This is a genomic window from Sinorhizobium sp. 6-70, from assembly GCF_030124375.1.
GTDB lineage: Bacteria > Pseudomonadota > Alphaproteobacteria > Rhizobiales > Rhizobiaceae > Sinorhizobium.
The window spans coordinates 143,020-156,272 of sequence record NZ_JASKLS010000003.1; the positions used below are offsets into that span (position 1 = coordinate 143,020).

Here is a 13,253-nt window from a genome sequence, read left to right on the forward strand (position 1 = left end):
ACTTCGCTCAGCTTTCATCTTTGGCCGCTCAAGGTGTTACGGCCGCTTGTCGCATGGAAAGGCCGTGCGCCGCTCACGCCGCGGGCACTCTGAACCAAGAGGTCAGAAGCCACGGCATGTTCCCTTAAATCGTAGCCGATTTAGGGATAAAAACATGCAGCAATTTCAAAGCGCTACAGCGTCCTTTGGGCATCTGATCGGACGCCCGGCGTGCAGGCCCCACGAGCGAGCTGGGAACCAATTACCCTGCCGCTGGTTGGGAAGGTCTCTCAAGGAAGGAGCATATCAATGAATAAATTTGCCATGATGATTGCGGTGCTGCTGACGGCTGTGGGTTCGTCGGCGATGGCCCAAGATACTATCGTGTTGCCTGGTGAAGTCAGGACCTACGTGCTGGAACAGAATACGCCGTCGATTCAATATGAGGGCGAGATCGTCGTCGGCCAGCCGGTGCCGGACGTGGTCGAAGTTTACCCCATTCCGGACCAGCCTGAGTACGGCTATGCGGTCGTCAACGAAAAGCGGGTCATTGTGAACCCGAAGACGCACACGGTCGTGCAGGTTCTCGAATAAGGGCTCCGGCGAACTGACCCGGCCGCAAGATCGGAACGCGAAGCATGGAAAACATCGAATTTCGGTTAGCTGCCCATCGCGAAATCCTGGTGGCTGTCCTTTCCGCGCTGGCGAAAAATGACGATGCCTGGCTGAAGATCAACCGTATCCTGGAAGAAGAACTGATCGTGCAAGATCATGAGGAGGATCCAGGGATCGTACCATCCGGAGCCTTTGCCAGGCAGAATGCTATGGCTGCGGAAATCTCATCCATTCTTCAGGACGCCAGCGCACGCGCGGCTGCCGACGCCAGCCCTGCCACGCCAAAAAACGGCCATTGAGAAAGACGAAAATAGCCTGCCGCACGGGGGAACCGCTCCTCTGCTGGTGCGTTAAGGAGGCATTGCGGCTTAGACCGCGCATGTCCACACGAAGCAGAAGGGAGCACATCGTGCGGCAAAGATCGAAGCAAAAGCGACCGAGATTCCTTCGACCGCCGGAAAATCCGAACCCCAAGAAGGCGCAGCGAAACACCTGGCAGCCCCAGGTCATTGTACCCTACCGCGTCGATCTCACACTCAAGAAGCCGGCAGATGAGGAAGTCAGAGTGCCTGCATCCATCAATGGCAGGAGTCTCGTCAATGGCCGCCCATGAGGACAGAGCGATACGCGTTCGGGACGTGATGTCCAAACAGGTTTTTACGGTTTCAACGAGCGATACGGCGCAATCCGTTGCGCGGCTGATGGAAGAGGCCGGGGTTGGCGCGTTGCCGGTCGAAGCCCCGGGCGTCGGAACCATCCTTGGGATCGTCACGGACCGCGATATCCTCGCTTCGGTGGTGGCCCAGGGACTGTCGACATCGACGGCTGTGTTCGAGTTCATGACGGTTTCCGCCGAGTCCTGCGAGGAGGACGACAGCATCCTGCTGGCGGCCCAAAAGATGCATGACTACAAGATACGCCGCCTCGTCGTCGTTGACGAAAACAAGCACGCGGCCGGCATCATTTCACTGGCCGACATCACGCGCGCGAGCCCGGAACTCGGGGGCCTCGTACTGGGGGGAATAAGCCGACAGGCGCACCAGTCCCCTCCGCTTGAAGGAGCCTCGACATGCCGAGCCTGACGCAGGATCGCCTGTGGAGCGAAGTGGTCATCCTCGAGGCGCCGAGCCGAGTGCTGCGGGTGCAGAGCACGCGCGACGCCTTTCTATGTCTCAAGAACCACTGGCCACTCGCCGACGGAAAGGCAAAAAGCGAAGCATTGGCAGCATGCGACCGCGTGATCGAGGGAAACGACGAACCTGACGCCGCACGCGCCGCCTTCATCAGGGCGGCGGAGGAAGCGCAATTCCGCGTCAACAGCTGGACAGGCTGATTGTCCCTGTCGCCTTCTTCTTATCCCTTTGTCAAAGGAACGGCTTGCCTCCGGTCACGGCGATCGTCGCGCCCGACACATAGCTCGACATCGGATCCGCCAGCATGACAAAGGTCGAAGCCAGTTCCACCGGCTGCCCAGGACGTTTCATCGGCACCTGCTTGCCGAACTCGACGACGGCATCTTCCGGGAGGCTCGAGGGGATCAATGGCGTCCAGATCGGACCGGGAGCCACGACATTCGCGCGTATACCCCGCTCGGCCAATAGCTGGGCGAGGCCGGCCGTGAAGTTATGGATTGCACCCTTGGTGGCGGCATAGGCGAGCAGGGTCGGATTGGGACTGTCGGCGTTGATGGAAGCGGTGTTGATGATCGCACTGCCTTCACGCATGTGCGGCACCGCTGCCTTGGTCAGATAGAATATGGCATGCATGTTGACCCTGAAGGTCAATTCCCATTCCTCGTCCGTTATGTCCTCGATTGCCTGAAACGATGCCTGGTGAGCCGCGTTGTTGACGAGAATGTCTATCCCGCCGAGCTCTTCGACAGCCGTATCGACGATGCGCCGGCAGTGGTCGGGAGACTGGATGTCGCCCGACACCAGCACCGCCTTGCACCCGGCCTCTTCGACGAGTGCCTTCGTTGCCCGGGCGTCCTCATGCTCGTTGAGGTAGGCGATAAGGACGTCGGCGCCCTCTCTGGCGTAGGCGATCGCCACGGCCCTGCCGATGCCGCTATCGCCACCGGTTATGATCGCCCTCTTTCCCTCCAGCCGGCCCGAACCCTGATAGGAATTCTCCCCGTGATCCGGTATCGGCTCCATTCGATCCGTCGTTCCGGGCATGGCTTGAGGTTGCCGCGCAAAGGGAGGGCGAGGAAAGGTATCCATTTCCAAAAACTCCGTATTGGATGAGGCAGACATTCGCGGTTCCGCCAGCGTGTCGTCTGGGGCCTAACCGAGGGCGGGACGCTTTGTTCCGGCGGTATTTGGTGCTCCGACGTCTCCGCGCTCGTCGGAACCGATAACGCCTGGGCGGCGTTTCATCACCCACAGGAAGACTGGGAATGAAACCGCGCACGATTCTCATTGGGATCATCTTTTTGATGGCGGCCGTTTTCGCCCTGCTGATCTACGACTTCGCCGACCGCCGTCCCGCCGAGGAAGTCGGCACGCGGCTCCCCGCTACCACCGATTGATCGTTTCCGATGCCCGCGAGGCTTCAGCCGGGAACTTCCTATCCGGCCTGACGTTGACTGATCAAGAACGCTCAGGAGGCAAAGATGAAAACCACGGAAAAGCGGCGCAAGGGTGTCCCCGGCGATGCGCCCGGAGAGAGACCGATCGAGAAGGATAGTGATTTGCATCCGCGCGCGAAGAAACAGCCCGTCGAACCGGATGACTTCGCAACCCATCGCGCCATCCGGGAAGCTGCGCGGCAAAAGCGAGATGATTATCTCGTCGAGTCCGATCTCGAGGAATCGGAGCAACGCTATCCGACCCCGGGCATGAAAGACCAGGATTAAGGAGCGTAACGATGGCATTGAAAACACTGAGAGCCGGCTTCACCGGCAAGCCGGCGGAACCGGATCTGAAAACGAGGACCCAGGAGGCCGCGCGCTACGTCCGCGACGAGGCGGCGGTGGTTGCCGGGACGGCCCGTGACCATCCGGCAGCGCTCAGCAGCACCTTGCTTGTGGTCGCGACCCTGGCATTTGTCGCGGGCTACCTCGTGGGCGGCACGGCGGCCCCTCCTTCACGCAGCCAGCGGTTCTGGTCGTGGTGATAGCTCCGCGCAAGCTTTCTCAGCCCGATCGGGAACAAATCGACGCCCATCCGGTTTATGTGTCGGACCGCGTGGAACAAGTCCCCTCTCCGCAAGCCCCTACGGACCGCGCGATCCCAAACAACAGTGCAGATCGGGCTCCACCAATTGGTGGGGCCCTTTTTCTAGAGCGCCGTGCGTTCAAATGAACGCACAAAGGATGCTCTAGCACTATGGTTCTAGAGCATCTTATCCGCTTTCAGTGACTCCACTTGAAAGCGAGATGCTCTAGGCCAGAACTGCACGCGATGATCGTTCGAAAACCGGGAACTATTGGTGGTTGCAGTGGTTTCGTCCGCAAATACAGTCTTTGGAGATCAATGATGAAAACGCCGAAACCGGGTGCATCCGGCACGACAGAACAATCGCCGCGCTGGGAAGGACCGAAGGAGACAAAGCCGAGGGGCTACCTTCCGGCCAAGGATGATCCCAAGCGGAACAGGGACGCGGCTGGCGAAAACCTGAAAGATCCGCATCGCCGCAAACTGTCGGACGCGGGCAAGACCAAAGAGGATTAGAGCGCCGTGCGTTCAAATGAACGCACAAGGGACGCTCTCTTTGAATTGCTGCATGGTTCCTTAAATCGCCTTCGATTTAAGAAACATGCAGCAGCCTCGCTACCTCAGCAGGCCCTGGCCTCCGTCGATCCAGATTGGGCTGCCGGTGACGTGCCGCGCGTCATCTGAAACCAGGAATCGAATAACTTCCGCAACGTCTTCACTGCGGCCGGGTTTGCCGCCGGTGATCGGGATCTCGCCCTGCGGCCACTCGACCGGTATCGCGGCCTCCTTCGCATGGCGTCGGCGGGTGTTCTCATCGATCTCGGTCTGAATCTCTCCGGGGCAGACGGCGTTCACGCGAATGCGGTGCCTGGCCAATTCGAGCGCGAGTTGCTGGACGATCGCCACTTGCGCCGCCTTGGTGGCTGTGTATGCGGTCGCTCCCGGCGTGGTGAAGGTCCGGGTACCGTTGATCGATGAGACGACGACGATCGCGCCGCCGCCGTTTTCCTTGAGATGGGGAACGGTCATATGCAGCGTCAGAAACGTACCGCGCAGATTGACGGCGATGGTCTCGTCCCATTCATGCGGCTTCAAGTCATCGATCGGCGCCCAGGCCCCGTTGATGCCGGCATTGGCGACGACGACATCGAGATGCTCGAATTCGCGGAGCAGTATCTTCACCGCGTTGCGCATCGCGAGTTCGTCCGCCACATCGGCTTCGAGCACCAATGCCTGGCCCCCGGCGGCAGCGATCTCCGACGCGCAATCTTCCAGCTTCGAGCGGGTGCGGCCGAGCAGGCCGACCTTCATTCCGTCGGCGGCAAGCGCAAGTGCGGTGGCGCGTCCGATGCCGGATCCCGCGCCGGTGATCAAGGCGACAGACGATCCGCGCGCCATGGACTAGCGTTTCTTCGGGCGATCGCTGGGGACGCTCGGCGTTGTAACGGAAACCGGGTCACTGGCGGGAAACGTATCTTCCAGGCCCTGATCGAGCTGGCGTTCCATCTCGGCCCTGTCCTTGGCCGCACGGGCGCTCCGCGCGGTCCTCACCTTGCGCTCTGTTTCGGTGTCGCTGCTATCCGGCGCGTCGGCATGTGCAAGCTCCAGCATAACCGCCTTGGCCTGTTCGACCGCGTTCAGCCGGTTTAGGCTCCGCGACGTGTCGTTGCGCATCGAAACGGAAACGATCTCTCCGCCTTCGCCGACGAATTCGACCGTGAACCCTGACCGGCCGCCCTGTTCCGGGATAACCTGTGTTCCAACGAGATGCATGCATGACCCTCCTGGCAAGTGCGTTCGCTACGCAAACGGCTTCGCTGGCGTTTGGTTCCAGCGACGCCGGATGTGCTCACGAGGCTGCTGCGGCCGTCGTCGTTATGCTCTTCCCGTGGGCTGCCGCTCGACTGCTCGCAATATCTTCTCGTGCAGGGCGCGATCTTCCTCGTTTTGGGCGTATTCCTTGAGGATCTCGGTGATGCGCTTGAGTTCCTGCTCCTCAAGCTCCTCGATGCCGATATATTCGTTCTCGGCCGAGCTCGTCAGGATGAGTTCGTCGAGCTTCGCCTGGACTGCCGTGGCGTCGCGGTTTTGGGAATTTTGCAGAACGAAAACCATGAGGAAGGTGATTATCGTCGTGCCTGTGTTCACGACCAGTTGCCAGGTTTCGGAAAAACCGAACAGCGGGCCTGTGGCACCCCAAAGGACGACCGCGGCCACGGCAAGGGCGAAGGTAACGGGCCGCCCGGAGTATTCCGCAACAACGGTCGAGAATTTGGTGAACGCATTGATCTTTCTGGACATTCGAGACACCCGGCGGTCGTTCGATTCCGATAACACGCCAGCGCGGGAAAGAGTTCCACGCGCCCGACTGTCCAGGAATGAGAGGCGGCGAGAGAGGGCTGGGCCCTGTGGGGGGCAGAAGCTTCGGCTCGCCTTATCCTTCGAGGATTTGCTCGAGCGTCGCGGCGTCTTCGAAGAATGCCATCGGATCGTCATTTGCCACGAATTCCAACATGGCGAAACGCCGCCCGGTCCAGCGGGATGCAGGCATGGCGGCCAGAACCGCCCGCCAGTAATCCGACGCCGCCTTCAGGGGGAAGCGCTTGCGGGCGGCATCCCAGGCGAAGACATGGACATGGGAGACATGCTGGCCAATTTGAGCGACCTCGGTCAGGGCATCGCCAAGCGGAAGCCCGGGCCGGGGCTGCCAATAGAGATAGACATTGTCGTGCCAGATCGCTTCGATCAGGCGCCGCGCAGAATCCGTCCCATCTGTCAAAGACTGCGGGTGGTACTCCAACGACACGGTGACCCCATGCCGCGCGGCTTCCGCACCCATGTCGCGGATTGCAGCCGCTGCAGCGTGCCTTTCACCGGCGCTGTAATCTTTGGAATCGCGCTGGCGTGTGCCGGGCCAGATGCGGATATTCGAGGCTCCAAGCGCGATCGCACTATCGAGGGCGTGCCGGAAGATGGAGAGGTCATCGGTGGGCGGAGCAACGTAGGAACCGTAGGACGTTGCCAAGCCCGCCTTTTCCGAGATACGCCCGACGTGCCGGGCGATCGGCTCGTCCCCCGGAGGGACATGGGCGTCGCCCGCCCACTCGATCGCGGCAAGCCCCGCTTCCGCCGCGAGCTCCACGATCCTGTCCGCAGGCAGGCTGCGGAACGTGACCGTGCAGAGCCCGGGTTCGAACGTGCTCATGCCATGCGCTCCAGGTCACTCTTGCGAATCTCGTAAAGCAGCGGCCTGCCTTCGACGAACCGCGCGATTTCATCGGCCGCCATCTCGCCGAGGCGCGTGCGTTCAAGGCCGACAGCGCCAGCGATGTGCGGGGTCAGGAAGACGTTCGGGAGGTCGTAAAAGAGAGAGCCTCTTTCCGGCACTTCGGGATGGGTGACGTCGATGACGGCATTGATCGTGCCGGTCTTCAGCTTGTCGATAAGTGCGGCTTCGTCCACGAGTGCACCTCGCGCCGTGTTGATCAAGGTCGCGCTGTCCTTCATGAGGGATAATCGTCGTGCGTCGATCATGTGTCGGGTCTCGGGCAGCGACGGCGCATGCAGAGACACGATGTCCGCGCGCGCCATCAAGGTATCAAGATCGACCTTCTCGACGTTGAGGGCGGAGGCGGCATCTCGTCCGACCAGCGGATCATAGAGCAGCACCTGATAGTCGAAAGGACGAAGAAGCTCGATCACCCGTCTGCCGATCCGGGACGCGCCGACGATTCCGATTGTGCGGCGATAGTTGCCGATCGGCTGACCCTGCAGGAGATAGGTGCGGGTGCGGTCCCGGTCGGCGGCGTAGAGATCGCGGAACCGGAAAACCTGCTTGCCGGCAAAAATGATTGCGGCAAGTGTGAACTCGGCGACCGGCACCGCATTGGCCTCGGCCGCATGGCTGACGGCCACGCCTGCGTCGAAGACGCAATCGTCGATCAGCCCCTTGACCGTTCCGGCCGCGTGCACGATGAGGCGGAGGCGCGGCGCGGCAGCAAGCGCCGCGCTGTCGAACAGGGGTGCGCCCCAGCCCGTCACCAGGATTTCCGTTTCAGCCAGCAGCCGGTTTGCCCGGTGATCGCCGAACTCCGTCATCGGCCGCTGATCCAGCACACGCCCGAGACTGTCGAATCTGGTTAGAAGCTCTGGTGTGAGGACGTATCGCGTCCTTTCGGGCTGCATCGCAAAGGCAATTGCGGGGCGCGTCATGGCATTCGTCCGGGCGCGTCCATTGCGCTCACGCGCTCGCCTTGATTCGCGAGGACACGCAACGCGTCAATGTCTGGACTGGCCGGCGGCCTCGTCCACTCACCTGAAATGGCGGAGGTGTCGCGAACGGCCAACACGGCACAGCGCAGAATGGTCTCGCCGGCCGGTATGGTTGCGCGCAGTTGCGGCACCAGCGTCTTTGCGAAGATCAGGTTGGTGTTTGGCGGCGCCTTCTGAGCCAGGCCTTCACGCGCAACGGACGAGCCGAGATCGCAGATCCCGCTGAAATCCTCCGCGCCGATCGCATGGGCTACGCCGGGAGCCGAGAAAAGCGTGTCGGCCTCGAAGTCTCGTCGGGCGATGGCGAAGCCGCCTTCAGCTGTTTCGAGCTCCCTCGCTGTCGTGATCCGATGCACCCGCACATGCCAGGGCGCCGACGGCAGCAGCCAGGTTTCGACCACGACGTCCGGCCAGGGCGACCATTTCGAATAGAGCACATTGCCGGCCAAGCGGGCCTCGTCATTGCTCTCGCGCACCCGGTAGTGAATGCCGTCGTCGCTGAAAGCGAGCATGGAATCGAAGGCACCGCCGGCAAAAGCCCGTTCGTCGCTCTCGACGCTGAAGCCGTAGCGCGTCGAATAGGCGAATTTCGCGTATTTCTCCGGGCCGAACCGCATCTGCCGGTTTTCCTGGCCCGAGGAAAGTGCCACCACATCGCCCTGGCAAGGCATCATCACCATGCCCGGATGGCGAAGGGGAACCGTCTCGTCGAGCGGCGCCGGAGGCGTTTCCGGGGTCGTCCAGAACGGATGGTCTTCGCCGATTGCGAGCGGCAGGAAGGCCTTGAATGCCCAGTAGGGCGAGCCGGCGGAATTGTAGTTTTCCGACATCAGGAGGTTCGGATAGCCGTAACCGATCGACAGCACGCCATCGCGGTGAGTCATCGGCTTGTCCGCCCACCATCGGAGGTGGCGAAGGCAAAGGCCCTTGATCTCGCCCCAGGGCAATGCCTCAAGATCGGCAAAGGCGAGCGCCGACCAGAAGCCCGCACAGGCGAAACGGTAAGTCAGGCTGCGGCCGAAGGGGAGGGTCGCGCCGTCCTGCCCGAACCAGTGGCGGAAATCCTGTGCAAAGGCGAGGGCTCGCTCGCGGTAACGCTTCGCATAGTCGTCGTCGACGAGCCGCGAATAGATCAGGCCGTAGAAGTGCATGGCAAAGGGGATGTAGTGGTCGATGCGCCGGACATTGCCATCGCGATACCAGCCATCCGCAATGTAGAAACCTTCGAGTTCGGAGAGATATTGCTTGGTCAGGCTGCGGTCGTATTCGATGCCGAGACGATCGAGTGCGATGTCGACGAATATGCGGAAGAACTTCCAGTTGTTGTCGGCATAGTCGAACTGACGGGCATGGATGAGATAGGCGACGAGGTTGTTTCTTGCCCGAGGACTCAGCGGATCCCAAATTTTTTCCGGCACCAGGGCAAGCGCAAAGCCGAGCGCAGCGAGCTCGACCATGCGCTGGTCCCGACCGTTGACCGCGCCCCAATATTCCGGATGGTTCGGGTCGGTGCCATTGGCGATCCCGTCTGCATAACGGTCCCAGTGGGCGAAGTAGCCGCCGCCGGCGCTGAAAGGCGCAAGCCCCCAAAGCGGCCTTGCGAAACCTTCGAGATCAGCGGCGGCGCGGTCGAAATGAGCGGCGGCGGCGTCGAGGCGAACGCGGGCGTTTCCCTCGGAAAAATATGGCAGCAGCGGATTGAAGAGATCGATCAGGGCGCGCTGCATGTCACTGCGCGTTGCAAGCGGATTGGAGCCGAGCGGATTGGCCGCGGCAGGATCATAGGTCATGAGCGCTGTCCTTTGTCTAGCGTGCCGCCATGTACCGGGATGACCGCGTGGGACACGTGCCGGGCGGGAGCTTCCGGGTGACGGAAGCGGAAGTGCATCATGCCGACCGCCTCGCGGCCGAGGCCCACGCGATCGACACGCATCGTCGCAAGCCGTGGACTGGCCATCTCTGCGCAGGGCAGGTCGTCGAAGCCGACGATGGCGAAATCGTCGGGCACCCTGAGGCCGAGTTCGGTCACAGCTTCGAGCACGCCGACGGCGACAAAGTCGTTCATGCAGAAGGCGGCCGAGAAGCCGGGATCCTCCTTGAGTGCGGCGAGTGTCGCCGCATGCGCCTCGACGCTCGCATTGGTCTCGAACGGCAAGCGGATCACGCGCGCCTCGCCTCCAACCGAAGCGACTGCCGTTTCGAAGCCGCGTATGCGTTCGCGGATCGTCTGGCGATCCGATCCGGTCAGGTGGAGGATGCGGCGGTGGCCGGCGTCGATGAGCCGCTGCGTCGCGGCATAGGCGCCGAAGAAGTTCGACGGCGAGACGCCGTCGAAGCGCAGTTGAGGGTCGGTGCCGTTGACGAGTATCACCGGCGTACGGCTTTCCATCAGCCACGCACTGAGCGGCTCACCGGGGTCGATGCCGACCAGAAACAGCCCTTGCGCTCCGACGGATCCCATCAGATCCCTGACAGTCCCGGGTGTAGCCTTGGCCTCGCTGACGAGGCGAATGTCAAAAGGAATGCCCTGCAGGGCTGCCTCGGAGCGCAAGCCCTCGACAATACCCTCGTAAAAGATGCTCAAAACCCCGGTGACGCCATTGCTCGCGATCAGCGCCAAGGTCCCGGGGGTCGCCCTCGGGCCGGTCTTTAGTGGATAGCCGAGCTCACTGGCAACCTTCAGGATCAGTTGGCGGACGTCTTCGCTGATGCCGGGTTCGTTCGAGAGAACACGCGACACGGTGGAGACCGAAACCCCGGCGCGGGTGGCGATGTCGGATTGGCGGAATCGTTTTGTAGGTGCTTCACTCATATCGCAAATGTTACGCAAACAACGCAAATTTGCAAGAGAGGAACAATTTCTTGCATAAACCGGATTTTTGCATAAGCTTGTTGCCGAACTTTGGTCCGCCGGACGCTGGAGGAGAGCGCGAGGCAGATAACGAGAGGGAGGACTGGCATGCGACTCAATCGACGCACATTCATGCTCGGCGCGGCAGGCGCGACTGCTGGCATTACGCTTGGCTCCGGTGGCCTGCGGCCCACCTTTGCGGCAGAAGACGTAAATCTGCGCGCCATGTGGTGGGGCTCCAACGATCGTTCGAAGCGAACATTGAGCGTTGCCAAGCTGTTCCAGGAGAAGAACCCCGGCATCGCCGTTGTCGGCGAGAGTCTCAGCGGTGACGGCTACTGGACAAAGCTCGCGACGCAGATGGCCGGTCGCTCCATCGCGGATGTCTTCCAGCTCGAACCAAATACGATTTCGGACTACTCGAAGCGCGGCGCCTGCCTCGCCCTCGATCCATTCATCGCTTCGGTGCTGGATGTGAAGGGTTTCGGCGAGGACGTGCTGAAGCTGACGACCGTGGACGGCAAGCTCTGGGGCATCGGCCTCGGCCTCAACTCCTTTGCCCTGTTTTACGATGCCGATGCCTTCGCGAAAGCAGGCATCACCCCTCCCGGGCTTGATACCACCTGGTCGGAATACGCCGACATCGCGGTCGAGATGGCGAAGGCGACCGGCAAGGGCGGCGGGCCGTATGCCGCTCGCTACACCTATGTCTTCGATGCCTGGCTCAGGCAACGTGGCAGCAGTCTCTTCAATGAAAGCGGGCTGGGCTTCGGCGTCGAAGAGGCCAAGGAGTGGTACGCCTACTGGGAAGACCTGCGCAAGCGGGGCGGCACCGTGGGCGCCGACATCCAGACGCTCGACCAGAATACGATCGACACCAACTGCCTGGCGCTCGGCTATTCGGCGATCGGCATGGCCTATTCGAACCAGATGGTCGGCTACCAGCTCATCATGAAGAATAAGCTCGGCATCGGCATGCTGCCGCGCGCCGAGAAGGGCGGCCCCTCCGGCCACTATTATCGCCCCGCGCTGATCTGGAGCGTCGGCGCGACCACGGAGCATGGCGAAGAAGCCGCCAAGTTCATCAGTTTCTTCGTTAACGACGTCGAGGCCGGCAAGATCCTCGGGGTCGAACGCGGCGTGCCGATGTCGCCCACAGTTCGTGAGGCAATCCTGCCGCAGCTCAACCCGACGGAAGCCGAAACGGTGAAATACATCAACGCGCTGAAGGACCAGGTCGGCAGCTATCCGCCCCCGGCACCGCTTGGAGCGACGGAGTTCGACCATCGCGTATTTCGACCGATCGCAGACGAGCTCGCGTTCGACCGCATATCGGTCGCGGACGCGGCCGAGCGTTTGGTCGGCGAGGGAAAGTCGACGGTCCGCGCCGGCTGAGGCCGAACCCGATCATGTCAACTGGAGTGGCACCCCCTCTGTCCGGTAGCGCAGAGGGGGTATTTACGCAGCCCGAACGAGAGCCATTCCAGGAAAAGTGTGTAACGGTTTTCCGTCCGGAATTGCGTATTTTCAAAGAGTTAGATCATTCCATTGTTTCAATGAAACAATGAAATGATCTGGTTCTAATCCCCGGCGTGGGTCTTGACCGTGGCGAGGCGACCGCCCTGGTACTTGCTGCCGTCCGTGGGTCCATGCTCGCGCCGCTCGATTGCCTGGCGAAAAGGCTCGCTGCTGTCCGTCGGTTGCCAGCCGAGGAAATCGGCATGCGCGTTCGACCACCAGGCATCCCGGTTCGCCGAGGCGCCGTACAGCACCAGATAGCCGATGGCCGGAGCCTCGAGAAGCCTGCGCACCAGCGACAGGAAATCACGCGGGCTCAGCCAGGTAGAAAGCATGCGCTGGTTTCTCGGCTCGGGGAAGCAACTGCCAATTCTGAGACAAGCCGTCTCCAGGCCGTATTTGTCGAAGTAAAGCCGGGCAAGATCCTCGCCGAAGCACTTGCTGACGCCGTAAAGACTGTCCGGCCGACGAGGCGAGGTGTGGTCGAGCGTCTCGCCGATGCGGTGAAAGCCTGTCACATGGTTGGTGCTTGCGAAGATGATGCGCCGGACGCCTGCCTTTCGCGCCGCCTCGTAAAGATTGTAGGTGCCGAGGATGTTGGCCTGAAGCAGCCCGTCGAAATCGGCTTCGACGGAGATCGCGCCAAGGTGCAGGATCGTATCGCAGTCGCGCGTGAGATCATCGACGGCCTGCGGGTCGGCGAGGTCGCACCGGACTACTTCCTCGCCATCCTCGGCCGGGGCAAGATCGGCGATATCCGAAAGGCGCAGGACCTCCACACAACCTTTCAAGCCGTGCCGGACATGGCGGCCCAGGGCACCTCCTGCTCCCGTCACCAGCAGCCGCGTCGTCATCCGTCC

At 61.7% G+C, this 13,253-nt stretch carries 18 protein-coding genes; 9 read left to right on the top strand and 9 right to left on the bottom strand.

Annotated features, from left to right (window positions below; all coding sequences use genetic code 11):
* Nucleotides 1–288: 288 nt before the first annotated feature.
* The 4 genes from QN222_RS07820 (at nucleotide 289) to QN222_RS07835 (ending at nucleotide 1,927) form a co-directional block, all read left to right on the top strand.
* On the top strand, nucleotides 289–573 hold the full coding sequence (locus QN222_RS07820) for a DUF1236 domain-containing protein (protein WP_283962181.1): 285 nt from the start codon (nucleotides 289–291) through the stop codon (nucleotides 571–573).
* A gap of 44 nt (nucleotides 574–617) precedes the next feature.
* Nucleotides 618–893, top strand: coding sequence for a hypothetical protein (locus tag QN222_RS07825; protein WP_283962180.1), 276 nt, complete (start codon nucleotides 618–620; stop codon nucleotides 891–893).
* A 300-nt stretch (nucleotides 894–1,193) separates the two neighbouring features.
* A complete protein-coding gene (locus QN222_RS07830) occupies nucleotides 1,194–1,676 on the top strand; it encodes a CBS domain-containing protein (protein ID WP_283962179.1) in 483 nt (160 codons plus the stop codon).
* The gene (locus QN222_RS07835) at nucleotides 1,664–1,927 is read left to right on the top strand and encodes a DUF982 domain-containing protein (protein WP_283962178.1); all 264 of its coding nucleotides are present in this window, start codon (nucleotides 1,664–1,666) and stop codon (nucleotides 1,925–1,927) included. The genes QN222_RS07830 and QN222_RS07835 overlap by 13 nt, the downstream gene beginning before the upstream one ends.
* A gap of 31 nt (nucleotides 1,928–1,958) precedes the next feature.
* Here QN222_RS07835 and QN222_RS07840 read toward each other — a convergent pair whose 3' ends face one another.
* Nucleotides 1,959–2,816: an SDR family oxidoreductase gene (locus QN222_RS07840; RefSeq protein ID WP_283962177.1), complete on the bottom strand. Its 858-nt coding sequence runs from the start codon at nucleotides 2,814–2,816 to the stop codon at nucleotides 1,959–1,961.
* A 176-nt stretch (nucleotides 2,817–2,992) separates the two neighbouring features.
* Here QN222_RS07840 and QN222_RS07845 point away from each other — a divergent pair, with 176 nt between their 5' ends.
* From QN222_RS07845 to QN222_RS07860, 4 genes are all read left to right on the top strand, one after another.
* The gene (locus QN222_RS07845) at nucleotides 2,993–3,124 is read left to right on the top strand and encodes a hypothetical protein (protein WP_283962176.1); all 132 of its coding nucleotides are present in this window, start codon (nucleotides 2,993–2,995) and stop codon (nucleotides 3,122–3,124) included.
* Between the two features lie 84 nt (nucleotides 3,125–3,208).
* Nucleotides 3,209–3,451, top strand: coding sequence for a hypothetical protein (locus QN222_RS07850; RefSeq protein WP_283962175.1), 243 nt, complete (start codon nucleotides 3,209–3,211; stop codon nucleotides 3,449–3,451).
* An 11-nt stretch (nucleotides 3,452–3,462) separates the two neighbouring features.
* Nucleotides 3,463–3,711, top strand: a complete 249-nt coding sequence (locus tag QN222_RS07855; protein WP_180943540.1) for a hypothetical protein — start codon at nucleotides 3,463–3,465, stop codon at nucleotides 3,709–3,711.
* A gap of 362 nt (nucleotides 3,712–4,073) precedes the next feature.
* Complete coding sequence (locus QN222_RS07860) at nucleotides 4,074–4,268, top strand: hypothetical protein (RefSeq protein WP_283962174.1); 195 nt, start codon at nucleotides 4,074–4,076, stop codon at nucleotides 4,266–4,268.
* 99 nt (nucleotides 4,269–4,367) lie between these two features.
* On the opposite strand, the gene QN222_RS07865 is transcribed toward QN222_RS07860, so the two are convergent.
* The 7 genes from QN222_RS07865 to QN222_RS07895 all read right to left on the bottom strand — a co-directional run bounded on the left by QN222_RS07865 (nucleotide 4,368) and on the right by QN222_RS07895 (nucleotide 10,836).
* Entirely contained in the window at nucleotides 4,368–5,150 is a 783-nt protein-coding gene (locus tag QN222_RS07865) for an SDR family NAD(P)-dependent oxidoreductase (RefSeq protein WP_283962173.1), read from the bottom strand.
* 3 nt (nucleotides 5,151–5,153) lie between these two features.
* Nucleotides 5,154–5,525, bottom strand: a complete 372-nt coding sequence (locus tag QN222_RS07870; protein ID WP_283962172.1) for a hypothetical protein — start codon at nucleotides 5,523–5,525, stop codon at nucleotides 5,154–5,156.
* A gap of 102 nt (nucleotides 5,526–5,627) precedes the next feature.
* Nucleotides 5,628–6,053: a low affinity iron permease family protein gene (locus tag QN222_RS07875; RefSeq protein ID WP_283962171.1), complete on the bottom strand. Its 426-nt coding sequence runs from the start codon at nucleotides 6,051–6,053 to the stop codon at nucleotides 5,628–5,630.
* Nucleotides 6,054–6,186: 133 nt separating this feature from the next.
* Nucleotides 6,187–6,957 carry a TIM barrel protein gene (locus tag QN222_RS07880; RefSeq protein WP_283962170.1) on the bottom strand — a complete coding sequence of 257 codons (771 nt, stop codon included), beginning with the start codon at nucleotides 6,955–6,957 and terminating at the stop codon, nucleotides 6,187–6,189.
* Nucleotides 6,954–7,964: a hydroxyacid dehydrogenase gene (locus QN222_RS07885; RefSeq protein WP_283962169.1), complete on the bottom strand. Its 1,011-nt coding sequence runs from the start codon at nucleotides 7,962–7,964 to the stop codon at nucleotides 6,954–6,956. Before QN222_RS07885 ends, QN222_RS07880 begins: the two co-directional genes overlap by 4 nt.
* Entirely contained in the window at nucleotides 7,961–9,814 is a 1,854-nt protein-coding gene (locus QN222_RS07890) for a DUF2264 domain-containing protein (RefSeq protein WP_283962168.1), read from the bottom strand. Before QN222_RS07890 ends, QN222_RS07885 begins: the two co-directional genes overlap by 4 nt.
* Nucleotides 9,811–10,836, bottom strand: coding sequence for a LacI family DNA-binding transcriptional regulator (locus tag QN222_RS07895; RefSeq protein WP_283962167.1), 1,026 nt, complete (start codon nucleotides 10,834–10,836; stop codon nucleotides 9,811–9,813). The genes QN222_RS07890 and QN222_RS07895 overlap by 4 nt, the downstream gene beginning before the upstream one ends.
* A 147-nt stretch (nucleotides 10,837–10,983) precedes the next feature.
* On the opposite strand from QN222_RS07895, the gene QN222_RS07900 reads away from it, so the two are divergent.
* Nucleotides 10,984–12,270, top strand: coding sequence for an ABC transporter substrate-binding protein (locus QN222_RS07900; protein ID WP_283962166.1), 1,287 nt, complete (start codon nucleotides 10,984–10,986; stop codon nucleotides 12,268–12,270).
* Nucleotides 12,271–12,455: 185 nt separating this feature from the next.
* Here QN222_RS07900 and QN222_RS07905 read toward each other — a convergent pair whose 3' ends face one another.
* The gene (locus QN222_RS07905; protein WP_283962165.1) at nucleotides 12,456–13,247 is read right to left on the bottom strand and encodes an NAD(P)-dependent oxidoreductase; all 792 of its coding nucleotides are present in this window, start codon (nucleotides 13,245–13,247) and stop codon (nucleotides 12,456–12,458) included.
* Nucleotides 13,248–13,253 lie beyond the last annotated feature (6 nt).

Excerpts from the sequence above, each read along its gene's own strand:
- QN222_RS07820 (WP_283962181.1), top strand. The coding sequence starts at position 289 with ATGAATAAATTTGCCATGATGATTGCGGTGCTGCTGACGGCTGTGGGT.
- QN222_RS07825 (WP_283962180.1), top strand. The coding sequence starts at position 618 with ATGGAAAACATCGAATTTCGGTTAGCTGCCCATCGCGAAATCCTGGTG.
- QN222_RS07830 (WP_283962179.1), top strand. The coding sequence starts at position 1,194 with ATGGCCGCCCATGAGGACAGAGCGATACGCGTTCGGGACGTGATGTCC.
- QN222_RS07835 (WP_283962178.1), top strand. The coding sequence starts at position 1,664 with ATGCCGAGCCTGACGCAGGATCGCCTGTGGAGCGAAGTGGTCATCCTC.
- QN222_RS07840 (WP_283962177.1), bottom strand. The coding sequence starts at position 2,816 with ATGGATACCTTTCCTCGCCCTCCCTTTGCGCGGCAACCTCAAGCCATG.
- QN222_RS07845 (WP_283962176.1), top strand. The coding sequence starts at position 2,993 with ATGAAACCGCGCACGATTCTCATTGGGATCATCTTTTTGATGGCGGCC.
- QN222_RS07850 (WP_283962175.1), top strand. The coding sequence starts at position 3,209 with ATGAAAACCACGGAAAAGCGGCGCAAGGGTGTCCCCGGCGATGCGCCC.
- QN222_RS07855 (WP_180943540.1), top strand. The coding sequence starts at position 3,463 with ATGGCATTGAAAACACTGAGAGCCGGCTTCACCGGCAAGCCGGCGGAA.
- QN222_RS07860 (WP_283962174.1), top strand. The coding sequence starts at position 4,074 with ATGAAAACGCCGAAACCGGGTGCATCCGGCACGACAGAACAATCGCCG.
- QN222_RS07865 (WP_283962173.1), bottom strand. The coding sequence starts at position 5,150 with ATGGCGCGCGGATCGTCTGTCGCCTTGATCACCGGCGCGGGATCCGGC.
- QN222_RS07870 (WP_283962172.1), bottom strand. The coding sequence starts at position 5,525 with ATGCATCTCGTTGGAACACAGGTTATCCCGGAACAGGGCGGCCGGTCA.
- QN222_RS07875 (WP_283962171.1), bottom strand. The coding sequence starts at position 6,053 with ATGTCCAGAAAGATCAATGCGTTCACCAAATTCTCGACCGTTGTTGCG.
- QN222_RS07880 (WP_283962170.1), bottom strand. The coding sequence starts at position 6,957 with ATGAGCACGTTCGAACCCGGGCTCTGCACGGTCACGTTCCGCAGCCTG.
- QN222_RS07885 (WP_283962169.1), bottom strand. The coding sequence starts at position 7,964 with ATGACGCGCCCCGCAATTGCCTTTGCGATGCAGCCCGAAAGGACGCGA.
- QN222_RS07890 (WP_283962168.1), bottom strand. The coding sequence starts at position 9,814 with ATGACCTATGATCCTGCCGCGGCCAATCCGCTCGGCTCCAATCCGCTT.
- QN222_RS07895 (WP_283962167.1), bottom strand. The coding sequence starts at position 10,836 with ATGAGTGAAGCACCTACAAAACGATTCCGCCAATCCGACATCGCCACC.
- QN222_RS07900 (WP_283962166.1), top strand. The coding sequence starts at position 10,984 with ATGCGACTCAATCGACGCACATTCATGCTCGGCGCGGCAGGCGCGACT.
- QN222_RS07905 (WP_283962165.1), bottom strand. The coding sequence starts at position 13,247 with ATGACGACGCGGCTGCTGGTGACGGGAGCAGGAGGTGCCCTGGGCCGC.